The sequence below is a fragment of the Collinsella sp. LCP19S3_A6 genome (assembly GCF_052122015.1).
Lineage (GTDB): Bacteria > Actinomycetota > Coriobacteriia > Coriobacteriales > Coriobacteriaceae > Collinsella.
This window is the reverse complement of record NZ_JBQKDD010000010.1, coordinates 1-21909: the sequence shown is the minus strand read 5'-3', so window position 1 is coordinate 21909 and position 21909 is coordinate 1. Positions and strand designations below refer to the sequence as shown.

Sequence of the window (21909 nt, the reverse complement as noted above, 5' to 3'; positions counted from 1 at the left end):
GGTTACTTTGCACCAAGGGGCTGCATCATCACGACGCCTTCATTTTGGGGTTTATCTCGCAGGCCAGTAGGTATATCATAACGACGTTTGTTTATATTGCCCGAGCATCTGCGCTGGGCTTTAGGTCGAAACCGATAGGAGACACGTATGTCCGGACACTCTAAGTGGGCCACAACCAAGCATCGTAAGGGCGCGCAGGACGCCAAGCGTTCCGCCCTCTTCTCCAAGCTGAGCCGCAACATCACCGTTGCCGCCCGTCTCGGCGGCGACCCGCTGCCCGAGAACAACGCCAGCCTCGCCGCCGCCGTTGCCAAGGCCAAGGCTCAGTCCATGCCCAAGGACAAGATCAAGTCCGCTATCGACAAGGCCTTCGGTTCGGGTGCCGATGCCGCCGTCTACGAGAACATCGTGTACGAGGGCTATGGTCCCGCCGGCGTTGCCGTCTACGTCGACTGCCTGACCGATAACCGCAACCGTACCGCCGCCGATGTCCGTTCCGCCTTCTCCCACGCTGGCGGCAACCTGGGCACCTCCGGCTCCGTCGCCTTCCAGTTTGAGCGCAAGGGCCAGATCGTCGTCGCCAAGGAGATCCTGGACGAGAACGCCAAGAAGGAGACCATGATCGCCAACGGTGCTGCCGGTGACGAGGAAGAGTTCATGATGGCTATCGCCGAGGCCGGTGGCGACGACTACGAGGACGCCGGCGAGGAGTGGATCGTTTGGACCGCCGCCAACGACGTCATGGCTGTTTCCAAGGCGCTCGAGGAGCAGGGCATCCAGGTCAAGGGCTCCGAGACCACCATGGTTCCGACCACCCCGACCGAGGTCTCCGGCGCCGATGCCAAGAAGGTCCAGCGCCTCATCGACCGTCTCGAGGAGCTCGACGACGTTCAGGATGTTTACAGCACCATGGACATGACCGACGAGGTCATCGCTGCCCTCGAGGAGGAGTAGCGCCTGCACGGGTTAAGCCGTGCATATCTGGGCATAATGAAGCGAGCATACAAGCCTCGTGGAATAGATGAGCCGGATCCGCGTGCGTATGGCACCGGACCCGGCTCTTTTATAATGATGCGAATCGTTTTGCATTCTGTGGACCGAAACCTGAAGGGAGCGCGCGTGCGCGTACTCAAACGAGCCCTAGCAACCGTGTACCTTGCCGCCGCCATCGTGGCGCTGGGCACGCTTGTCTGCCAGTTCTGGGGACCGTATACGTATCGCTTTATGCTGCTGTTGCGTGACACCATGCCTCGCGTCGTCGTTACGGTGTGCGCCGCCATCGTGGCACTTGGCGTGCTCATCGGGTTTTTCCGCCTGATGTTAGCGCGTCGCGAGCCGTCCTGCGTGCATCCGGCGGGGGAGCGCAACATCGAGGTCACCCTCGCAGCGCTTTCCTCGTGCGCTCGCGCTGCGGCAGAGCGCGACGACCGTGTGATGGTCGAGCATGTCGAGGCGCGCGTGCAGGGTTCCGACGAATCGCTCGTCCGTTTTAAGGTCGACGCCATCGCGCTCGATGACCGGGACGTGGCCTCCCTTGCAACCGCGATGCAGCAACGTATCGAGGAGGCCTGCGACACCATGCTCGGCACGCCGGGCACGACCGCGCGCGTCCGTTTTTTGCCGTCCAAGACTACCGTCCAGACCGTGGAGGTTTCCGGTGAGTGATACCAATCAAGACAAGACCGTCCGCACCCCGCGCCTGACGATCGACCAGAACGCTACGCCGGCAGGCGAGTCCGCCGACACCACCCCCGAGGCCGGCGAGCAGCACGACAGCGCCGCCAACGACTTTGACGAGGCCATGGGTCTCATCAAGGGTACGGGGGCGGCCATCTGGAGCTATGCCGTCCGTCATCCCAACACCACGCTCGGAGCCGTCGCTGGTTTTGTGCTCGCCGTGCTGGTGCTCACGCTCGGCCTGTGGGACACACTCGTCATCGCATTCTTTGTGCTGATCGGCGCCGTGATTGGCCAGATCCGTGACGGCGAGAACGGGATCGTCAACTTCTTCGGCCGTCTGTTTAGCGGCCGCTAGTATGTATTCGACCGCCGCGTGTGCGGTGGGCATAAGGAGGAACCATGGCTTTTAATACGAAGGTCGATGTGGCCGATACCGAGCTCGAGGCAGACGAGACCGTCGCCGCCGAGGCTGAGGACGTAACGCTCGAGGACGGGGCGCTCGTCGAGGCCGAGCCCGCCGACGATGCGGACGAGGATGATGAGGAAGCGGACGAGTCCGAGGATTCGCTGACCTATTCCAACGGTGTGATCGAGAAGATCGTCGCCATGGCTACCCGCGAGGTGCCGCACGTCCTGGGCATGAAGGGCAACCTTATGCACTTTGTTCAGGAGCAGTTTGGTGCCGAGAACCTGACCAAGGGCGTGACGGTCGAGGTCACCGATGACAACCGCGTGGTCGTCAACATTTCCGTCATTATCGAGTACGGCGCCTACGCACCCGCGATTTTCGACGACGTTAAGGCGCGCGTGACCGAGCGTCTGGCCGCGATGACCGGCCTTGAGGTGGCAGGCGTCAACCTGCGCATCGAGGATGTCATCACCCCCGAGGAGTACGAGCACCGCACCAGCCAGCACGAGTAGCCTACCAAATAGGGACAGGTTTGTTTCGATAGGTTTTACCTGCGAAAACGCTAAACGGTCGACCGCACGGATGCATGTGCGGCCGGCCGTTATTTGTATGCCCCCGATGTAGGCATACCGCTCGTCTAACTAAGGGTTGCAATCTTCGCGCTCCGCGTTACCCTAATGGGCGCATTGTTTCCAAATCGTTAACGAGGGGTTGCCGTAATGGCCGACGAGCACGAAACAGAAAGCAAGGCATGGGCGATTGAGGCCGCTGCGGCAGAGGCGGCGTCGCGTGCCGCCGAGGAGGTGCATCGTCCTCCCGTGGTGCCGATGGAGCGCGTTGTCGGTCGCGAGGATATCGAACGTGGCGAGCGCGCCGGCCGCAAGCGCAGCCAGGAGCCGGGCTTCCCGCGCTTTTTCGCCGAGCTCAATCTGGGCCTGATCCTCACGGCGTTCGCCATCGTGGCCTTTAAAACCCCCAATCACTTTGCCTTCGGCGGAACCTCGGGCGTGTCGGTCATTCTTTCCACGCTGTTCCCGACTCTGCCCGTCGGCGTCTTTATGTGGATTATCAACGCGGTTCTCGTCGTCTTGGGCTTTATCTTTTTGGAGCGCAAGGCAATCCTTTGGAGCGTTTTTGCCTCGTTTGCGCTTTCGGCCTACGTCTCGCTGTTTGAGCTCTTCATTCCGACGGATGTTTCGATGACGGGCGATATGTGGCTCGACCTGTGCTTTGCCGTTATCTTGCCGGCGCTGGGCAGTGCCATTGTCTTTGACATTGGCGCCTCAACGGGCGGCACCGATATCCTTGCCATGATCCTCAAGCGTCGCACGACGCTCGAGATCGGACGCGCCTTGCTACTGGTCGATATCGGCATCGTGACCATCGCGGCCTTTTTGTACGGTCCGCGCGTTGGCCTGTACTGCGTGCTCGGCCTGTTTGCCAAGACGCTTGTGGTCGACAAGGCCATCGAGAGCATTCATTTGCGCAAGGTCTGTACGATTATTTGCGCCGAGCCACGCAAAGTCGAGGAGTTTATCGTCAAGCATCTCAACCGCACGGCAACGATCAGCCGCGGCTACGGTGCCTTCTCGGGCAATTGCGTGACGGTGATCATGAGCGTGCTGAGCCGTCGCGAAGCAGTGCAACTGCGCCGCTATACCCGCGATATCGATCCAGATGCGTTTATCACGATCGTTGACAGCTCCGAGATCGTGGGCAAGGGCTTCCGCGGCACGAACTAGCGCGGATATACCCTTCGAACCATTGAATAAAGCCGCCAACGTTTCAAATCGGTCATCTTGGGGTATTTGTCCCCACATTGCGCGATAATGTTGCCAAAGACGTCGTTTGCGATCCAGGTGGTTCACTCTAGATACGAAGGGATGATTTCGATGTTCTGTTCGCAGTGTGGCGCCCCCATGGGCGATAACGACAAGTTCTGCGGCGTGTGCGGTGCCCCTAATACCGTGGTCAAGGCCGCCGGCCCCGCTCCCCAGGGACAGTCTCAGCCCCAGCAGTTTGTTCCGCAACCGCCCGTGGCGAATGCGCCAAAGGGCTGTGTGGCTCAGGCGTTCCAAGACATGACCAAGACTCCGGGCGTGCTGCAGCGCGTGTGCCAGATTGCTTTTTTGCCGGCGCTTATCTGTGTCGTGTCGGTGCTCGTGCTGTTCATTCCCGTTATCGGCGGTATTGCAGCTGCCATCGGCTTTTTGGCCGCCTGCGTGGCGAGTGTGTGCGGTTCGGGCTTTGGCATCGAGTGGGGTCGCGACCTGTCGCTTAAGATCGATGACGGCATGGATCGTCCGTTGATGCGTTCCACATCGTTTGGCCTCGGGGTCTTTTCGAGCGTTATTTCGGTCGTGCTCGAGATTATCGCTGCCATTCCCGTTATTGGTGTAGTGCTTTCGCTGGTGGAGAGCGTGGTAATTGGCGCGGCGGGCTCGTATTCGTATTACGGCTCTTCTGCGCTCGAGACTGCGCTGTTTGGCTCGCTTGGCCTGCTTGTCCTGGCTATGATTGCCACGGCGGTCCTGGGAGTCTTCTTTAAGATGTTCGCCGATATCGCCGTGATGCACTTTGCGGTGACCGGTCGCGTCGAGAGCGCGTTTTCGCTCGACAAGGTCTGGGCGGCCTTTAAGAACAATAAGACCAAGCTGTTTTGCGCTTCATTCCTTCCCGAGTTTTTGACGGGCCTGGTCGCCAACGTTGTCACATGGATCTTGACGGCGGTCTTTGGCGCCATTGCCTCTGTCGGTATGTATAGATACTACTATCGTCCTACGGGTATTGAGGCAATTGTTACCGGCGGTGGCATCTCACTCGTGCTGTTCCTGGTGCTGATCGCTTTCGTCACCGTATTTCTAACGGTCTTTGGCAAGATGCTCAAGCACCGTGCCGTTGGCTATTGGGTCGCACGTTATGCAAGCGAGTGGGCCGACGAGGATAAGGACGACGTCCTGACTTTTGTATTGCCCTTCGAGAAGAAGTCCGCTCCTTCGGGTTACAGCGCTCCGGATGTCGCGCCTGAGCCCGAGCCTGAGTCTGTCCCGGGATCTGCGCCGGAGTCCGAGCCCACGACGGAGCCCGAGCCCGAGACGGAACCCGAGCCAAGCTCCGACGAGGACCCGCAAGACGAGTAGCCCTGTCACCTGCCATTTGGGGACGGGATAGAAATGGTAGAAATAGTGCTTGACGAATGAGCGGGGGCGGACGTGTCGAAACGTCCGCCCCCGCTTTGACATCGCGATGTGGCTACGGCTGCGAGATGGTCGCGATTCGACTACTCGTTGTGCTTCTCCTCGTGACGAGCGGCGGTGCGAGCTTCGTGGATGCCCTTGATGGCGGCATGGCGGGCGGTGCGGGCGTCGTGCATGGCGTCGCGGGCCTCGGCGGCCGTTGCCTTGGCAGAGCGTAGCTTGGCTGCCAGATCGGGATTGGTCTCGGCAACCGCGGCGATAGCGGGGCCGTCGAGCTCCTCTTGCGTGGGCTCGGCCAAAAAGTCGATGGCATACTGAGCGGCCACCATGGAGCCCTTGGCGAGCACGCTCTCGTCGATCTTATAGAAGCAGGAGTGCTGGGCGTACGTGGCGCCAATCTTGGGGTTGCGCGTGCCCACAAAGGCAAGCACACCCGGTACACGGCGCAGGTACTCCGAAAAATCCTCGCCCGAAAGCGTGCCGCGATAATGGCCTTCGCCGGCTGCACCCAGACACTTGACCACGGCCTGACGACAACGCTCACTCGAGGCGACGTCGTTTTCGACCTTGTAGTTGGCGATGGTGTAGTCGGTAAGTTCAGCCTCGGCGCCCAGGGCCGCCGCAGTGTGCTCTACGATGCGGCGCATGAGCTCGGGCATTTCCTCGTGCGTCGAATCGCCATAGGTGCGCACCGTGCCGGCGAGGTAGGCGGTACCGGCGATAACGTTGCGCGCGGTGCCGCCGTGCAGCTCGCCGACGGTAATGACGGCCGGCTCGTAGGGGCTGATCTCGCGCGAAACGATGGTCTGCAGGGCGTTGACGATCTCGGCCGCCACCATGACGGCGTCGTGGCCGCGCTGGGGCATGGCGCCGTGGCACGAGGTCCCGCGGACATCAATGCGGAACCAGTCGGTATTGGCCATGCGCGGACCGGGCTCGCAGCTTACGGTGCCGGCGTTGACCTCACTCCAGATGTGTGCGGCGTAGGCGCCATCGACGCCGTCGAGCACACCCGTGCCGATCATGAGTTTGGCGCCTTGGCCGTTTTCCTCACTGGGTTGGAAGACGATGCGGACCTCGCCGTGGATGTCGTCGGTCATATGGCGCAGGATCTGCAGCGTGCCGAGCATCATGGCAATGTGGCAGTCGTGGCCGCAGGCGTGCATGCAGCCCTCGTTGACGCTGGCGAACTCCTCGCCGGTCTGTTCGGTGACGGGTAGGGCGTCGATATCCGCGCGCAGCAGGATGCGGCGGCGCGGCGTGCCGTCCTCGCGGTAGGCGTCGGGTGCGGTGCCGCGAAGGGTCGCCACCAGGCCCGTCTTAAGCGGGCGCTCGTAGGGGATATTCATGGCGTCGAGCTGGTTGGCGATGTCAGAAGTCGTGCGCTCTTCGGCGAGGCTCAGCTCCGGGTGCTTATGGAAGTGCCGGCGCTGCTTGATGATGTAGGGCTCAAACTCGGCGGCGATATCTTGGATGGCTGCGGTGACGTCATCAGCCGCGCGGGCCTCGGTCGCTGCCATAATCTGCTGTGCCTTGGTCTTCGTCATGGTCGATTTGCTCCTTGCTGGTTTATCGCAAAATCGTACAGGCTCTTTCCAGTATGCCACCTGCCACTTGGGGACGGGGCAGAAATGGTAGAAATGGATACCTCCGTAACCTTGATAGGTGCAAATTGCTTGTGCACGCAGCCTTGGATGCGGATTTCAAGCTTGAAATCTACCATTTCTACCCCGTTCCCAAGGGGCAGGCGGGGCCGTTGGGGTTGGGAAAGGTGCCGTTTACCGCTTGACGTTTTGCAACTGTGGCGGTGGAGTACACTCGGGGGTGTTGAATTTCCTGCCAGAGATGGGGATGCCCATGCAACATATCGATCGGATTATCCGCTCTAAGAACGTCTTTACCTCGCAAGACGGCATCGATACCGCCCGTGAGCTGGCGATTGCCATCGCAGGCGACCGTATCGTCGCAGTCGGCAAGCCCGATGACGTGATCGCCGCCGCGCCTGCCGCCACGCCGGTTATCGACTACGGCGAGCAGTTTGTCTGCCCCGGTTTCCATGACGCTCATCTGCACTTCTTTCATACCTCGGTCGGTTCCTCGCCGTATATGCTTATGGATGGGGGCACGTCCGAGGTGGCGCTGGTGCAGCACGTGCTCGAGTTTTCCCAGGATCTGCCCGACGACGCTTGGGTTGTGACGCAGGGCTGGCGCGACTACCGTTGGGACCCGCCCGAGCATCCTACCAAGGCGTCGCTCGATGCGGTATTTCCCGATCGTCCCTGCGTTATGTACTCGGGCGACGGCCACACGCTGTGGCTCAACAGTCGCGCTCTCGAGGCGCTCGGCGTCACGCGCGATAGCGAGCCGCCAGCGGGCGGCAGCTACGACAAGGACGCAAACGGTGAGCTCACGGGCATTGCTCACGAGGCGGCCGCCATGCAGCTGTTGCCGCGCTGCCTTGAGTGGCTGGGCGAAGATCGCATCGCAAGCGCTTACGCCGATCAAATGAGGCGCATGGCCGAGCAGGGCATCACCTCGATCTGCGACATGTCGCTCATGCCCATGCCGGGCTGCGATTTTATCCGCGACGACGTCTACGACAAACTGCAGACAGCCGGCAAGCTGGGCATTCGTGCCCATCTGTTCCCCACGCTGCTGGATGACCAGTCGCGTCTAGAAGAGCTGCAGGCACGTTACGCGAACAACGCACTGCTTTCGGCGCCGGGCTTTAAGCAGTTCTTTGACGGTGTGTCGAGTGAACATACGGCATATCTCACCGAGCCCTATACCAATCCGCGCTTCCCGGGCGACCAAGGCCGTCTGACGGTTTCCGCCGAGCGCATGCGCAAGCTGGTTCTGGCGGCTGCGGAGCGCGGCCGCGCCGTGCGCATCCACGTTATCGGCGACGGTGCGATTCATGCCGCGCTGGATATCTTCGAGGAAGCCGCCGGTCTGTACGGCCTGCCCCAGCACGGCCACAACACGCTCGAGCACCTGGAGAACCTCCTGCCCGAGGACATCGACCGCCTGCGCAAGCTCAACGTGATCGCCTCGAGCCAGCCCTGCCACATTACGCTCGACCCGGGTGGACCGGAGCGCGATTTGGGCTTGGAGCGCAGCCGCATCATGTGGCCGTTCGCAACCTATAAACAGCGCGGCATTCGCCAAGCCTTCGGTACCGACAGCCCCATCACGCCCGTTACCAGCATGGACGTGCTCTACACGGCTATCACGCGCCAGGACCCCAAAAGCCACTGGCCCGAGGGCGGCTGGTTACCGAGCGAGCGCATCGACGCGGCAACGGCTTTGCGCAACTACACCTTGGGCAGCGCCTATGCAGCAGGCGACGAGCAAAACCTCGGCAGCTTGGAGCCCGGCAAGTATGCTGACCTGGTAGTCCTGGACCAAAACCCGCTCACTGTTGACCCCCAAGAGCTGCAAGCCACCAACGTTCAGGCCACCTACCTGGCAGGTAACGTAATCTACGAGCGCTGATGCTCATGCCGTGTCGTTAAACGCGGCCCGGGCGACTTATTTTGGGATGGCGCTCGAGCCACGTCTGCATATCGGTGGGGACTCGTTATGAGCGTCCCTGCTCTGCCGGATTTGTGCGTGGGGTGGAGGCGCTGCTGCCCCGCGCGTTCAAATTGGACATTTGCAATGCTGCCTCATGGTGTTTGCATACTTCCCATTACAGATTGCATAAAAAGGTTGGGATGTTCTTTCTGGCCCTGATGTACCCCCGCCTGGGCCGTGCAAAAAACGGAGTATTCAGCACTGCGAGCTCTGCCGGCGCCGTTGCGGTCGGGTAATGTCATGGGGATTGACGTTATTTTGGCGTCCGGGCAGGCACGAGGCATGCCTTTATGCCCTGATGGGGTCTGCCTGCCGACCCAAATCGCCGGTCGAAGGCGTCCTTGGGACCAATAAGATGTGTCTGGCGCGTATACAGCCATCCTGGTCTGCTGAATACTCCCAAAAATGCACGGTGCTCCCCAGGGGACCCGTGCGTGCAGCGAAAGCCATGCCCATGTTCCCATCCGCATCGCCATTTTGCTGCACTGACGTTTCTGAATGCCGGGCCCGAACTAGTTAACTTGGCTCCCGTGTGGCGCCGGAGAGGCGGGGTATAAGGTTTATCGCGAGTTCCGCACGAGCCGAAGGTCACGTAATGTGGCCTTCGTGCGAGCAGGACTGCCCGAGCAGGAAACCTTATGCCCCGCCCCTCCGGCGCCACACGGGAGCTGCGCACAAGTTATCCCCCCGGCATTCAGAAAATCTAAGTGCCAAAAAATAAGATTTTTTGACTCTATGTTGTATAACCCGCCATTCGTGGGTACCATTCAACGCGTACGCAAACAAATAGGGTTAATTCGCGTGGCATAACCACGCGGCCCAAAAAGGAGGAGACAAGCATGTCGTCTTTGAAACCGCTTGCAGATCGTGTTCTGGTCAAGCCCGACGAGGCCGAGCAGAAGACCGCTTCTGGTCTGTATATCGCCAGCAACGCTCAGGAGAAGCCGCAGCGCGGCACCGTCGTTGCCGTTGGCGCTGGCAAGGTCAACGACAAGGGTGAGCGCATCCCCATGGACGTCAAGGAAGGCGACGTTGTCATCTACGGCAAGTTCGGTGGCAACGAGGTCAAGGTCGACGGCGAGAAGTATCTGCTGATGCGCGCCGACGACATCTACGCCGTCGTCGAGGCCTAGTCTCATCAGGCTCTCTGATTCGTCTTTGAACGCGGTCGCCGCATAGGACTCGGAAGCGGCGACGTGAGTCACATTTCTTTTGGAGGATTACCTACCATGGCAAAGAACATTACGTTCAATACCGATGCCCGCGCTAAGCTCGCCAAGGGCGTCAACACTCTGGCCGATGCCGTTACCGTCACCATGGGCCCCAAGGGTCGCTATGTCGCCCTGCAGCGCACGTTCGGTGCCCCGACCATCACCAACGACGGCGTTTCCGTCGCCAAGGAGATCGAGCTCGAGGACAACATTGAGAACATGGGTGCCCAGCTGGTGAAGGAGGTCGCCACCAAGACCAACGACACCGTGGGTGACGGCACCACCACCGCAACCCTGCTCGCTCAGGCCATCGTTAACGACGGTCTTCGCAACGTCGCCGCTGGCGCCAACCCGCTGGCCATCCGTCGCGGCATCGACAAGGCCGTCAACGCCGCCGTCGCCGAGATGAAGAAGCAGGCCAAGCCGGTCGAGACCAAGGAGCAGATTGCTTCCGTCGGTACCATCTCCGCCGGTGACCCCGAGGTCGGCGAGAAGATCGCCGAGGCCATGGAAGTCGTGGGCAAGGACGGCGTCATCACCGTCGAGGATTCCCAGACGTTCGACATCACCATCGACACCGTCGAGGGCATGCAGTTCGATAAGGGCTACGTCTCCGCTTACTTCGTCACGGACAACGACCGCATGGAGGCCGTGATGAAGGATCCGTACATCCTCATCACCGACCAGAAGATCTCCAGCGTCCAGGACATCATGCCTGTTCTCGAGGCTGTCCAGCGCGCTGGCCGTGGCCTGCTCATCATCGCTGAGGACATCGACGGCGAGGCTCTGCCCACCCTCGTCCTCAACAAGATCCGCGGCGCCCTCAACGTCTGCGCCGTCAAGGCTCCGGGCTACGGTGATCGCCGCAAGCGCATTCTCGAGGACATCGCCGTCCTCACCGGTGGTCAGGCTGCTCTGGACGAGCTGGGCGTGAAGGTCGCTGACATCACCGCCGATATGCTCGGTACCGCTAAGTCCGTCACCATCTCCAAGGACAACACCGTCATCGTCGGCGGCGCTGGCTCTAAGGAGGCCATCGACGCCCGTATTGCTCAGATCAAGGGCGAGATGGAGAACACCACCTCTGACTTCGACCGCGAGAAGCTCCAGGAGCGCCTGGCCAAGCTCTCCGGTGGCGTTGCCGTCATCAAGGTCGGCGCTGCCACCGAGTCCGAGCTCAAGGAGATCAAGCACCGCGTCGAGGACGCCCTGCAGGCAACCCGCGCTGCTGTCGAGGAGGGCATTGTCGCTGGCGGCGGCGTCGCCTTCATGGACGCTGTGCCTGCGCTTGATGCAGTCGAGATCGACGACCCCGAGGAGAAGATCGGCGTCGACATCGTCAAGAAGGCTCTGACCGCTCCGGTCGCAACCATTGCCAAGAACGCTGGCTTTGAGGGCGCTGTCGTGGTCGACAAGGTCGCCGAGCTGCCCGCTGGCCAGGGTCTCAACTCTGCCAGCGGCGAGTGGGGCGACATGATCGAGATGGGCGTCCTCGACCCCGTCAAGGTCAGCCGCGTCACCCTGCAGAACGCTGCTTCTGTCGCCAGCCTGATCCTCATCACCGAGGCCACGGTTTCCGATGTGCCCAAGAACACTCAGCTTGAGGATGCTATCGCTGCTGCTACCGCTGGTCAGCAGGGCGGCGGTATGTACTAAGGCCGACAAGGTCTAGAACTCCCACCGGGGATCCGGGGGCGTGACGGGGCTTCTCTCCGGAACGTCCTCGGACATGCAAAGAGGCTCCGCATCGCGCTTCGCGCTGCGGAGCCTCTTTGCGTCCTGCGGAATGTTCCGGAGAGAAGCCCCGTCACGCCCCCGGATCCCCTGCGTTTACGGCTTTGAAGTCGGCTCGCGGAGAAGGACGTGGTTGTTGGGGATACGTATCCCGGACGCTGTTTCGCGCTTTGCGCGAAAGGCGCGTTACTGTGGGATGGGTGGGGAACGTGGTTGTTGCGGCAACTGATCCCCACCATAAATTACCCTTGGCATACTTGCGCGAATACCTGCTCGTGCTACACTTCCAATTGCTGTTTCAGGGCGGGGTGTAATTCCCCACTGGCGGTAAATCGGACGGTGCCAGAGGGGCGCCGTGGCGCAGGCGAGGTACCTGCGTCCGAGCCGATGAGTCCGCGACCCGTGCGTGCGTTGGTTCGCATGCCGGCTGAACTGGTGAGATCCCAGTACCAACGGTTAGAGTCCGGATGAAAGAGGCAGGTGATCTTATGTCTGAACAGTCGCAGCATATCCATTTTGAGAACACGAATAGGTGGAGCACCAAACAGCTCGTTACCATGGCGCTGATGTGCGCCTTGGGCGCCCTGTTTATGTACGTGCAGCTGCCCATCCTTCCTTCGGCGCCGTTTTTGACCTACGACCCGTCGCTGGTGCCGGCGATGGTGTGCGGGTTTGCGTATGGTCCCGGCGCCGGTACTGCTGTTGCCGCTATGGCTATCGTTATTCACGCGCTCACCACGGGTGACTGGGTCGGTGCGCTTATGAACCTGGTTGCCACGCTGGGCTACATTCTGCCCGCGGCTATCGTCTACCAGAAGATGCATACCTATAAGGGTGCCGTGATTGGCCTGGTGTTCGGCGTCATTACCGCTACGGCGCTGTCTATGGTCGCAAACCTTACCATTGGCGTATGGTTCTGGTATGGCTCGGTCGATGCGATCGCCCCGCTCATGGTTCCTGCCGTGCTGCCGTTCAACCTTATCAAGACCGTGCTCAACTCGGTGCTCACGCTTGCAGTGTACAAGGCGGTCTCCAACCTCATCACGCCTAAAAAGGACCAGGTCAAAGGCCGCGCATGATTGATTGTCGAGGCGTTTCCTTTAGCTATGACGGTGTCACGCCGGCGCTCGACGGTATCGATCTGAACATCGAGGATGGCGAGTTTCTCTGCATCCTCGGCGGCAATGGGTCGGGCAAGTCGACGTTTGCCAAGCATCTGAATGCGCTGCTGCAGCCCGATGCAGGAACGGTGCGTATCAACGGCATGGATGCATCAGATCCCGAGTTGGTCTACGACATTCGTTCGACCGCGGGCATGGTGTTCCAGAATCCCGATGATCAGCTGGTGGCAACGCTTGTCGAAGATGACGTTGCGTTTGGTCCCGAAAACCTTGGCGTGCCATCGGCACAAATTGCGCAGCGCGTACGCGAGGCGCTGAAGGGTGTGGGCCTGGTGGGCTTTGAGCGCCACGAGACCCATGCACTTTCGGGCGGCCAAAAGCAGCGCGTGGCGCTTGCCGGCGTGCTCGCCATGGAACCGCGCGTGCTCATATTGGACGAGGCTTCCTCGATGCTCGATCCGCGTGGACGTAAGGGCCTCATGAAGGTTTGCCGCGCGTTGCACGATCGCGGCATGACCATCGTGATGATTACGCACTTTATGGAAGAGGCCGCCGAGGCCGATCGTGTCGCGGTGTTTCGGGCGGGGCGCGTTGCCATGCTCGGTGCGCCCGAGGAAATCTTGACGCGGGCGGACGAACTTGCCCAGCTCAACCTGGATATGCCGGCGTCGTGCTCTCTAGGTAGGGCACTCCGCGCGAAGGGCGTACCCGTTTGCGCGCAGGTGCGTGAGGTGGATATGGTCGCCGAGATTGCACAGGTTTATGCTGAGCGGAGCGGGGCGGACGTCGCTGGGCGGCCCTCCGCATCCGATTCTCGTGTGCTTGACTATGCATCCTCTGCAGCCGGCGGGATGGTCGCGTCGGAGCCCGTCATCGAGATTTCGCACCTCTCGCATAGTTACACGCTGAGCGCCCGCGAGCGCCGCCGATGGCGCAAGCGCTCGACCACTGTGGGCGCATCGGGCAAACAGGCTCTTTGGGGCAGCGATCCAAACAGCCCCTGGGCGCTACGTGATGTTTCGCTGACGGTGCGTCGCGGCGAGTTTCTGGGCCTGGCGGGTCATACCGGCTCGGGTAAATCAACGCTGGTTCAGCATCTCAACGGGCTGATTCGTCCACAGGAGGGGAGCGTTTGCGCACTGGGACTCGACCTATCAAGCAAGAAAGGCGCCGCCGCGGTTAAGGCCAAGGTCGGCGTGGTGTTTCAGTATCCCGAGCGCCAGCTATTTGCCGAGACCGTGGCGCAGGACGTGGCGTTTGGCCCGCGCAACCTTGGCCTGCCGCAAGACGAGGTTGTTCGCCGTGTCGCAACATCGCTTGCGCGCGTGGGCCTCGACCTTGCCGCGATAGGCGACAAGAGCCCCTTTGAGCTTTCGGGCGGTCAGCAGCGCCGCGTGGCGTTTGCCGGCGTGCTCGCCATGGAGCCCGAGGTCCTGGTGCTCGACGAGCCCATGGCGGGGCTCGATCCGGCTGCGCGCAGGGATTTCCTGGAGCTTATCGATCGGCTCCATCGTGAGGGCCTGACCGTTGTCATGGTTTCGCACAGCATGGATGACCTGGCAAATTGTTGCGACCGTATCGTTGTGATGAACGAGGGCGCGGTGTTTGCCGATGGAACGCCCGCACAGGTTTTTGCGCACGCGAACGAGCTCAAATCGATCGGTTTGGGCGTTCCCGCTGCGCAGCGCATGGCATTGTCGCTCGTGCAAGCCGGTGTGGCGCTCCGCTGCGACAAGCTTTATACGGTTGAGGCGCTGGCCGACGAGTTGGCCGGCATGCTGCTAGGCTGCGCGGACGGACCTTTGAGGGCGTCGCGTCAGGCTGGTTCCAAGATGGCCACGCAAGAGGAGGGCTGCTAATGGAGGCATTCTCATTTGGCAGCTACTATCCGGGGGAAAGCGCAGTGCATCGCCTGGATCCGCGCACTAAGTTGCTCCTAGGTTTCGCATTTCTGATCACTGCGCTCACCGTCGGCAGCTTCCGCGGGCTGGTTCCGATCGCAATTTTTGTCGTGCTGGTCTATGTCGCGGCCCGGGTTCCGTTGCGTCGGGTCCTATCGTCGATGGCACCACTGCTGGCGATTGTCGTGCTGGTCGCGGTGCTCAACCTGTTTTCCGATCAGAGTGGCCGCATCCTGTGGCAGTTTGGCTTTTTGCAGGTGAGCGAGGGCTCGCTGCGTTCTGCGACGTTTATGGCGTGTCGCCTGACGATGATGATGGCCGGCATGAGCGCCATTACGCTCACCACGCCGACGCTCGACCTCACCGCGGGTTTTGAGCGCCTTCTCGCACCATTCGCGCGTGTGGGGCTTCCGGCGCACGAGCTCGGCATGATTATGGGTATCGCACTGCGATTTATGCCACAATTTGCCACCGAGATGAAGCAGACGGCCGATGCACAGGCAAGCCGTGGCGCGCGCGTGATGGGCGGTCCGCTCGGTGGCGTGCGCATGCTCGGCAGTGTGGCGATTCCGCTGTTTGCTGGCGTGTTCCGTCATGCCGAGACGCTTTCGGCCGCCATGGATGCGCGCTGCTATCACGGCGAGCGGGGACGCACGCGTCTGCATGCGCTTACGTTTGGCCGCGGGGATGCACTGGCCGCGGTGGCGATGGCGCTGCTGGTGGCATGCGTTGTCGTTATCAATCTTCAACTCGTCTAAGCTCGATTCGAGCGCAAGAAAGGGGTCTCTATGACCGACATCGATCGCACGGCTCAGCTCGAGCGCGTCTGCTCGTATCTCAGACGCATTCCGGCGTGGTATCTTGCCACGACCGATGCAAACGACGGGCATCAGCCCCGCGTGAGGCCGTTTTCGTTTGCCATGATCGATAACGACAAGCTGTGGTTTTGCACGTCGCGCGACAAGGACGTGTGGGCGGAGTTGAGCAAGAATCCCAAGTTTGAGGTATCGGGCTGGAAGCCGGGGGAGTGCTGGATCGTGTTAACTGGCGAGGCCGCACTCGAGGACGATGCATTCGTGAGTGACAAGGTGCGCCAGACGGGCTTTAAGCACATGGTGGGCATTGGCGAGCAACACGATAGTGCCAACGATGGCCGCCTTGCGTTCTTCTCGGTCCGCAACATCGCCGCTCGGTTCTGCGATATCGACGGCAGCGAAGAGCTCCTCGAGCTTTAATTTCCCAAATTAGCTGCCCATTCCAAAAAGACTGGTCAGATGACAGGAGGAAACGTGGACGGATTGAATACGGTGCTGGAGTATCTGACGTCGGTGCCGGCGTGGTACCTAGCGACGAGCGTGGACGGGCAGCCGCATGTGCGTCCGTTCTCGTTTGCGCAGATTCAGGACGGCAAGCTGTGGTTTGTAACGGCGCGCACCAAAGATGTGTGGCAAGAGCTGCTGCAAAACCAGCGCTTTGAGGCCACGAGTTGGTGGCCGGGCCATGGTTGGTTGATCCTGCGCGGACGTGCGGGTCTGGACGACCGGGCTTCGGATGAAATGCGCGAGGCCGGGTGGAAGCATCTTGAGCGCTTGAGCGAGCACTATGAGGGGCCTAACGATCCCACGCTCGTCTTCTTTAGCGTCGAGGACCCCGAGGCTTTTATCTGCAATCACGACGAATGGGTTCCGGTCGAGCTCTAGGCTGCTCTGGGCGACCCTTAAGTTTGGTATTCCGTATAAGGTGGGCTCTGCATTGGCCAGCAGCATGATGCGCTGCGGCTAATGCAGAGCTCGCTTTTTTTGTCAATTCCTACAAGCGAATGTGTCGGGTATGTTTCAATGCATGAAGACACAAATTATTTGCGTAAATATGCATTCTCGGGTGCTAAAGTTTCAACCTACCTCATAACGACGGCTGCGGAATGCGCAATGACGCATAAGACCGCAGACAAGGAGTCCGATATGTCTTTAAAGGTTGGAATCGTCGGCGCGGCTGGATATGCCGGCGCCGAGCTTATTCGCCTCGTGCTCGGCCATCCCGAGTTTGAACTTGTTGCCATTACGTCCAACGCCGATGCCGGCCAGCTGCTGTCCGCGGTGTATCCCAGCTTTGCTGGCGTGAGCGATCTGGTTTTCACCACGCATGACGCCCCTGAACTTAAGAGCTGCGATGCGGTTTTTCTCGCCGTGCCGCACACGGCTGCCATGGCACAGGTGCCCGCTCTGCTTGCATCGGGTGTCTCTTGCTTTGATCTTTCGGCCGATTACCGTCTGAGCGACGCGTCCGTCTTTGAGACATGGTATGCCGCCGAGCACACGAGCCCCGAGTTGCTCAAGACACGTGCCTTCGGTCTGCCCGAGTTGTTCTGCCAGGACTTAGAGACCGCTGCATCCGACCACGCCGACGGAAAGCCCGTACTGGTCGCCTGCGCCGGTTGCTATCCCACCGCAACGAGTCTTGCTGCCGCGCCTGCCGTGCGTGCGGGCTGGGTGGCCCAGAGCGGCCCCGTAGTCGTCGACGCCATCAGTGGCGTGACGGGTGCCGGTAAGTCGTGCAACACCCGCACCCATTTTTGCAGCGCGGACGAGAATCTGGAGGCCTATGGCGTAGGAAAACATCGCCATACGCCAGAAATCGAGCAAATTCTGGGCCTTACCGATCGCGTCGTCTTTACTCCGCACCTGGCACCGCTCAAGCGCGGCCTGCTCTCTACGGTGACGCTGCCGCTCGCAACGCAGGCTCTCGAAGCGCTGACTCTTGAGGATGCCGTCGACCATTACAAGAAGTTCTACGCCGGTCGTACCTTTGTGCGCGTGCTCGATGCCGGCCAGCAGCCAAAGACGGCTTCGGTTGTCGGTACCAATGCCGCCCAGATCGGCCTTGCGCTCAACAAGCGTGCGGGCGTGCTGGTGGCGACGGGCGCCATCGACAATTTGTGCAAGGGCGCTGCGGGCCAGGCGGTCCAGTGCGCCAACATCGTCTTTGGTTTTGACGAGCGACGAGGCTTGCCCACAGTGGCGTGCCCGGTGTAGCACATTCGATTATTAACGATTTGGTAGTCGGGTATCGAGTTTGGCGCCACTTTTAAGCTGGTCTCATGATTGTGGCTGGCATGGCGCACCAACCGATGCCCATTTTTTGTTTGACATAAGGAGTCGTAAAGACGATGAATGCTGAGCAGTTCGATATCAAGATTCGTGCCGTAGAGGGCGGCGTAACGGCGGCAGCCGGCTTTAAGGCGGCGGGCATCCATGCCGGATTCCGCAAGAATCCCGCGCGCCTGGATTACGCGCTCGTTGTGCCCGATAAACCCTGTCCCGGGGCCGGCGTGTTTACGACTAACCGCTTTTGTGCGGCGCCCGTGCAGGTGAGCCGTGCCAACCTGGGCGGTACGGACAAGGGCTATGGCATCATCGCCGGTGTTTCAATCAACTCCGGCAACGCGAACGCCGCCACGGGCGAGACCGGCCTTGCCTGTGCGCGCGAGACGTGCAACATCGCCTCGCAGATCATTGGCTGTGAACCCCAACAGATTTTAGTTGCCTCCACGGGCGTGATCGGACAGATTCTGCCGATCGACACGTTTGAGACGGCAATTCCGTCCGCCTACGAGGCACTCTCTGCCCATGGCGGCGCCGATGCAGCCCGTGCCATCATGACGACCGATACGCATTCCAAGGAGTATGCCGTGTGTTACCGCAGCGAGGCCGCGGGGCACGCAGGCAATACCTATACGGTGGGCGGCATGTGCAAGGGATCGGGCATGATCATGCCCAATATGGCCACCATGATCGCGGTCATTACTACCGATGCCCCCGTCGAGTCGGCGGCGCTCCATACCCTACTGCTCTCGACCGTTAAACAGACCTTTAATAAAGTGACGGTCGATTCCGATACCTCGACCAACGACACCTGTATCATGCTGGCTTCTGGCGCTGCCGCCGCGGATGCCGAGGCCGTCGTCGAGGGCACTGACGCCTTTGACGAGCTGGCCTTTGCCGTGCACGAGGTGTGCGAGAGCCTGGCGCGTAACATCGCGGCCGATGGCGAGGGTGCGTCAAAGCTCGTGACGGTTAACGTCACCGGCGCCGCCAACGACGAGGAAGCCGATATCGCCGCCCGCGCCGTCGCCAACTCGCCACTCGTCAAGACCTGCATCGCTGGCCACGACTGCAATTGGGGTCGCGTTGCCATGGCGCTCGGCAAGTGCGGCGTAAAGTTTAATCAGGAAGACGTTTCCATCGACATGATGGGCTTGCCCGTCTGCCGCGATGGCCTGACTGTTCCTTTTGACGAGGACGAGGCCCTGCGACGTTTTGAGGCGCCCGAGATCGTGATTTCGGCCGACCTGGGCGCAGGCGACGCGGCAACGACCGTGTGGACCTGTGACCTCACGCACGAGTACATCTCAATCAATGGTGACTACCGCTCCTAGATTCCAGGCACGCTGCGCATCTCGCCGCGATTGCGGGCAGCGGAGCACAGCGCGATAACGATACGAAAGACGAGGCAGATTATGAAATTCGCACGCGATTGTCGTTCGAGCGAATCCAACGAAGCAACTGCGCAGCTGCTGTTCGAAGCGCTGCCGTGGATTAAAAACCTGACCGGCAAGACGGTCGTTATCAAGTATGGCGGGGCCGCCATGGTAGACGAGCAACTGCGTCGCGACGTGATGAGCGACATCGTTTTGCTCAAGATTATCGGCATGCGCCCCGTCATCGTGCATGGCGGTGGTAAAGCCATCAACGAGGCGCTGAGCCATTACGATATGCCCGTCGAGTTTAAGAACGGCCAGCGCGTGACCACGCCGGCGACCATGGATATCGTGCGCGAGGTGCTGGGCGGCAAGGTTAACCAAGAGCTGGTGGCGGCAATCAACCACCACGGTAACTTGGCCGTGGGCGTATCGGGCAGCGACGCCGGCACGCTCATCGCCGAGCCGCTCGACCCCGAGCTCGGACGCGTGGGCAAAGTGACGCATGTCAACACCGACTACATCGAGAACTTGCTCGATAGCGAGTATATTCCCGTCATCGCTACCGTCGCGGCGGGGGAGGACGGTGGCTTCTTCAATATCAACGCCGACACCGCCGCCGGTGCCGTTGCGGCGGCGCTCCACGCGCACAAGGCGATCTTTTTGACCGACGTCGACGGCCTGTACAAGGACTTTAGCGATAAAGACTCGCTCATCTCCAACCTAACGCTCGACGAGGTTAATGAGATGCTCTACGGTGGCGAGGTCGATAAGGGCATGATTCCCAAACTGCGCGCGGCCGTCGATGCGCTTGTCGGCGGCGTATTTCGCGCTCACATCATTAACGGTACCACGCCGCATTCGCTGCTCCTGGAGCTGCTGACCGATGCCGGCGTCGGCACCGTGATCCACTCTACCGAGACGGCCTACGAATTTGATACGCACCCGCACCCGCTTTCGACCTTTGCGGCGCGCCTGACCGAGAACCTCGACGAGGTCGAGAAGCTCCAGACGGTCTAGCTGGTTAGAAATCGTCACACCGTTACACCCACAGTCCGCGCCACCTGGCGCTTAACGAAAGGCATCTCATGTCACTTGCAGCTCAACAATCGCTCGAATCCCACTACGTTATGCAAACCTTTGGCCGCTCGCCGGTCGAGTTTGTCGAGGGCCACGGCATGAAGCTCACCGGCGACGATGGTCGCGAATATCTCGATTTTCTTGCAGGTATTGGCGTATGCAGCCTAGGCCACGGCAACCCGGCGGTGCTCTCGGCGCTCGAGGCCCAGGCCAAAAAGCTCCTGCATGTCTCCAACTACTTCTACATTGAGCAGCGCGGCCAGGTCGCGGCGTTGCTGTCCAAGCTCGCTAACGACGATGCGGACGGTGCGCGCGTGCTTGCCGACGCGATTGCCGCTGGCGACGAGACCACGGCGGCGGCGCTTGGCGCTCCGGCTGCGGGCGAGCAGGTGTGGGAGACGTTCTTTGCCAATTCCGGTGCCGAGGCCAACGAGGGCTCTATGAAGCTCGCGCGTCTGTATGCCCAACGTGCCGGCAACGGTGGCAACACCATCGTGTGTATGCGCGGCGGATTTCATGGTCGTACGCTCGAGACCATTGCCGCGACCATGCAGGATTGGCTGCAGGACAGTTTCCGCCCGCTGCCGGGTGGCTTTGTGGCATGCACACCCAACGATGTAGATGAACTGCACGCAATCTTTAAGCAGCTGGGAAGCGAGATTTGCGCTGTGATGCTCGAGCCGATCCAGGGCGAAAGCGGTGTGCATCCCATGACCGAGGAGTTTATGGCGGCGGCGCGCGACTTGGCACACGAGGTGGGTGCCGTGCTTATCGCCGATGAGGTCCAGTGTGGTATTTTCCGCTCCGGCAAGCCGTTCGCGTTCCAGACTTATGGTGTGGAGCCCGATATCATGAGTCTTGCCAAGGGCATCGCCGACGGCGTGCCCATGGGTGCCGTGGTGGCAAAGAAGGAAATCGCTGACATCTTTAAGCCCGGCGACCATGGTTCGACCTTCGGCGGCAGCTGCTTGGCCATCGCGGCGTGTGCCGCGACGCTCTCCGCGCTTGTGCGCGGTGACTACGCAGACCATGCCGCCAAGGTGGGTGCCTATATGGAGGCAAGGCTCGCCAAGCTGCCGCATGTTACCGAGGTGCGTGGTCGCGGCCTAATGCTCGGCTGCGATTTGGACGATGCTGCGGGTGATGCGCACGACGTTGTGGCTCGCGCGTTGGTGGCTGGTGCCGTGATTAACGCTACAGGTGCACATACACTGCGCTTCTTGCCGCCGCTCGTGTGCGAGGAAGCCGATGTGGACAGCCTAATCGAGATCCTGGCGGGTGTTTTAGCTTAGCGTCATCAGGCATAGAGCAGTTTGAAGCGGGTTCCAGACCGTCACGTGCCGTTTGGCGCACGATTGGGCGAACTGGAACCCGTTTTGCTATCGATTTACCATGGCTGGGATAGGCCGTATGCAAACAAAAACGGTCCCCTTGCGAGGACCGTTTCCAATTCAGTGGTGGGCGATGAGGGATGTCCGCGTGCGGCTGGCGCCGCCCGCGCCCCGCTTCGTCGCTCCGCTCCT

At 60.8% G+C, this 21909-nt stretch carries 19 protein-coding genes and 1 riboswitch; of the genes, 18 read left to right on the top strand and 1 reads right to left on the bottom strand.

Going from position 1 to position 21909, the window contains the following annotated elements:
- The first annotated feature begins 147 nt into the window (after positions 1-147).
- The 6 genes from ACTQVX_RS07220 to ACTQVX_RS07195 all read left to right on the top strand — a co-directional run bounded on the left by ACTQVX_RS07220 (position 148) and on the right by ACTQVX_RS07195 (position 5229).
- Positions 148-954 carry a YebC/PmpR family DNA-binding transcriptional regulator gene (locus ACTQVX_RS07220; RefSeq protein WP_154514825.1) on the top strand — a complete coding sequence of 269 codons (807 nt, stop codon included), beginning with the start codon at positions 148-150 and terminating at the stop codon, positions 952-954.
- A 165-nt stretch (positions 955-1119) separates the two neighbouring features.
- Positions 1120-1665, top strand: coding sequence for a hypothetical protein (locus ACTQVX_RS07215; RefSeq protein ID WP_441540261.1), 546 nt, complete (start codon positions 1120-1122; stop codon positions 1663-1665).
- Complete coding sequence (locus ACTQVX_RS07210; RefSeq protein WP_441040759.1) at positions 1658-2035, top strand: DUF2273 domain-containing protein; 378 nt, start codon at positions 1658-1660, stop codon at positions 2033-2035. Before ACTQVX_RS07215 ends, ACTQVX_RS07210 begins: the two co-directional genes overlap by 8 nt.
- Before the next feature lie 44 nt (positions 2036-2079).
- Positions 2080-2601, top strand: coding sequence for an Asp23/Gls24 family envelope stress response protein (locus ACTQVX_RS07205; RefSeq protein ID WP_154514821.1), 522 nt, complete (start codon positions 2080-2082; stop codon positions 2599-2601).
- Positions 2602-2808: 207 nt separating this feature from the next.
- Complete coding sequence (locus ACTQVX_RS07200; RefSeq protein WP_441540262.1) at positions 2809-3831, top strand: YitT family protein; 1023 nt, start codon at positions 2809-2811, stop codon at positions 3829-3831.
- Between the two features lie 150 nt (positions 3832-3981).
- A complete protein-coding gene (locus ACTQVX_RS07195; protein ID WP_441540263.1) occupies positions 3982-5229 on the top strand; it encodes a DUF4013 domain-containing protein in 1248 nt (415 codons plus the stop codon).
- 140 nt (positions 5230-5369) lie between these two features.
- Here ACTQVX_RS07195 and ACTQVX_RS07190 read toward each other — a convergent pair whose 3' ends face one another.
- A complete protein-coding gene (locus ACTQVX_RS07190; protein WP_441540264.1) occupies positions 5370-6833 on the bottom strand; it encodes a M20 family metallopeptidase in 1464 nt (487 codons plus the stop codon).
- Positions 6834-7137: 304 nt separating this feature from the next.
- Here ACTQVX_RS07190 and ACTQVX_RS07185 point away from each other — a divergent pair, with 304 nt between their 5' ends.
- The 12 genes from ACTQVX_RS07185 (at position 7138) to ACTQVX_RS07130 (ending at position 21678) form a co-directional block, all read left to right on the top strand.
- Positions 7138-8781 carry an amidohydrolase gene (locus ACTQVX_RS07185; RefSeq protein WP_441536872.1) on the top strand — a complete coding sequence of 548 codons (1644 nt, stop codon included), beginning with the start codon at positions 7138-7140 and terminating at the stop codon, positions 8779-8781.
- Positions 8782-9701: 920 nt separating this feature from the next.
- On the top strand, positions 9702-9995 hold the full coding sequence (groES, locus tag ACTQVX_RS07180; protein WP_427718293.1) for a co-chaperone GroES: 294 nt from the start codon (positions 9702-9704) through the stop codon (positions 9993-9995).
- A 96-nt stretch (positions 9996-10091) separates the two neighbouring features.
- Positions 10092-11729, top strand: a complete 1638-nt coding sequence (groL, locus tag ACTQVX_RS07175; RefSeq protein ID WP_154514811.1) for a chaperonin GroEL — start codon at positions 10092-10094, stop codon at positions 11727-11729.
- Positions 11730-12097: 368 nt separating this feature from the next.
- Positions 12098-12290, top strand: a riboswitch (FMN riboswitch).
- A 5-nt stretch (positions 12291-12295) separates the two neighbouring features.
- Positions 12296-12886, top strand: a complete 591-nt coding sequence (locus ACTQVX_RS07170; RefSeq protein WP_441540266.1) for an ECF transporter S component — start codon at positions 12296-12298, stop codon at positions 12884-12886.
- Positions 12883-14787 carry an energy-coupling factor transporter ATPase gene (locus tag ACTQVX_RS07165; RefSeq protein ID WP_441560702.1) on the top strand — a complete coding sequence of 635 codons (1905 nt, stop codon included), beginning with the start codon at positions 12883-12885 and terminating at the stop codon, positions 14785-14787. Before ACTQVX_RS07170 ends, ACTQVX_RS07165 begins: the two co-directional genes overlap by 4 nt.
- Positions 14787-15587: an energy-coupling factor transporter transmembrane component T family protein gene (locus tag ACTQVX_RS07160; RefSeq protein ID WP_441560700.1), complete on the top strand. Its 801-nt coding sequence runs from the start codon at positions 14787-14789 to the stop codon at positions 15585-15587. The genes ACTQVX_RS07165 and ACTQVX_RS07160 overlap by 1 nt, the downstream gene beginning before the upstream one ends.
- Positions 15588-15617: 30 nt before the next feature.
- On the top strand, positions 15618-16064 hold the full coding sequence (locus ACTQVX_RS07155) for a pyridoxamine 5'-phosphate oxidase family protein (RefSeq protein ID WP_441560698.1): 447 nt from the start codon (positions 15618-15620) through the stop codon (positions 16062-16064).
- A gap of 54 nt (positions 16065-16118) precedes the next feature.
- The gene (locus ACTQVX_RS07150; RefSeq protein WP_427718303.1) at positions 16119-16529 is read left to right on the top strand and encodes a pyridoxamine 5'-phosphate oxidase family protein; all 411 of its coding nucleotides are present in this window, start codon (positions 16119-16121) and stop codon (positions 16527-16529) included.
- A gap of 261 nt (positions 16530-16790) precedes the next feature.
- Positions 16791-17861 carry an N-acetyl-gamma-glutamyl-phosphate reductase gene (gene argC / locus ACTQVX_RS07145; protein WP_427795080.1) on the top strand — a complete coding sequence of 357 codons (1071 nt, stop codon included), beginning with the start codon at positions 16791-16793 and terminating at the stop codon, positions 17859-17861.
- Positions 17862-17995: 134 nt separating this feature from the next.
- Positions 17996-19264 (top strand): bifunctional glutamate N-acetyltransferase/amino-acid acetyltransferase ArgJ, encoded by a 1269-nt coding sequence (argJ, locus tag ACTQVX_RS07140; protein ID WP_441560696.1) that lies wholly within the window; start codon positions 17996-17998, stop codon positions 19262-19264.
- An 81-nt stretch (positions 19265-19345) separates the two neighbouring features.
- Positions 19346-20326, top strand: a complete 981-nt coding sequence (gene argB, locus ACTQVX_RS07135) for an acetylglutamate kinase (protein ID WP_427718310.1) — start codon at positions 19346-19348, stop codon at positions 20324-20326.
- Positions 20327-20394: 68 nt separating this feature from the next.
- Complete coding sequence (locus ACTQVX_RS07130; protein WP_441560694.1) at positions 20395-21678, top strand: aminotransferase class III-fold pyridoxal phosphate-dependent enzyme; 1284 nt, start codon at positions 20395-20397, stop codon at positions 21676-21678.
- Positions 21679-21909: the final 231 nt, after the last annotated feature.

Bases quoted from the DNA above. Each gene is read 5' to 3' on its own strand.
- ACTQVX_RS07220 (WP_154514825.1), top strand. From the start codon at position 148: ATGTCCGGACACTCTAAGTGGGCCACAACCAAGCATCGTAAGGGCGCG.
- ACTQVX_RS07200 (WP_441540262.1), top strand. From the start codon at position 2,809: ATGGCCGACGAGCACGAAACAGAAAGCAAGGCATGGGCGATTGAGGCC.
- ACTQVX_RS07170 (WP_441540266.1), top strand. From the start codon at position 12,296: ATGTCTGAACAGTCGCAGCATATCCATTTTGAGAACACGAATAGGTGG.
- ACTQVX_RS07195 (WP_441540263.1), top strand. From the start codon at position 3,982: ATGTTCTGTTCGCAGTGTGGCGCCCCCATGGGCGATAACGACAAGTTC.
- ACTQVX_RS07130 (WP_441560694.1), top strand. From the start codon at position 20,395: ATGTCACTTGCAGCTCAACAATCGCTCGAATCCCACTACGTTATGCAA.
- groL (WP_154514811.1), top strand. From the start codon at position 10,092: ATGGCAAAGAACATTACGTTCAATACCGATGCCCGCGCTAAGCTCGCC.
- ACTQVX_RS07155 (WP_441560698.1), top strand. From the start codon at position 15,618: ATGACCGACATCGATCGCACGGCTCAGCTCGAGCGCGTCTGCTCGTAT.
- groES (WP_427718293.1), top strand. From the start codon at position 9,702: ATGTCGTCTTTGAAACCGCTTGCAGATCGTGTTCTGGTCAAGCCCGAC.
- ACTQVX_RS07185 (WP_441536872.1), top strand. From the start codon at position 7,138: ATGCCCATGCAACATATCGATCGGATTATCCGCTCTAAGAACGTCTTT.
- argC (WP_427795080.1), top strand. From the start codon at position 16,791: ATGTCTTTAAAGGTTGGAATCGTCGGCGCGGCTGGATATGCCGGCGCC.
- ACTQVX_RS07190 (WP_441540264.1), bottom strand. From the start codon at position 6,833: ATGACGAAGACCAAGGCACAGCAGATTATGGCAGCGACCGAGGCCCGC.
- argJ (WP_441560696.1), top strand. From the start codon at position 17,996: ATGAATGCTGAGCAGTTCGATATCAAGATTCGTGCCGTAGAGGGCGGC.
- ACTQVX_RS07205 (WP_154514821.1), top strand. From the start codon at position 2,080: ATGGCTTTTAATACGAAGGTCGATGTGGCCGATACCGAGCTCGAGGCA.
- ACTQVX_RS07165 (WP_441560702.1), top strand. From the start codon at position 12,883: ATGATTGATTGTCGAGGCGTTTCCTTTAGCTATGACGGTGTCACGCCG.
- argB (WP_427718310.1), top strand. From the start codon at position 19,346: ATGAAATTCGCACGCGATTGTCGTTCGAGCGAATCCAACGAAGCAACT.
- ACTQVX_RS07160 (WP_441560700.1), top strand. From the start codon at position 14,787: ATGGAGGCATTCTCATTTGGCAGCTACTATCCGGGGGAAAGCGCAGTG.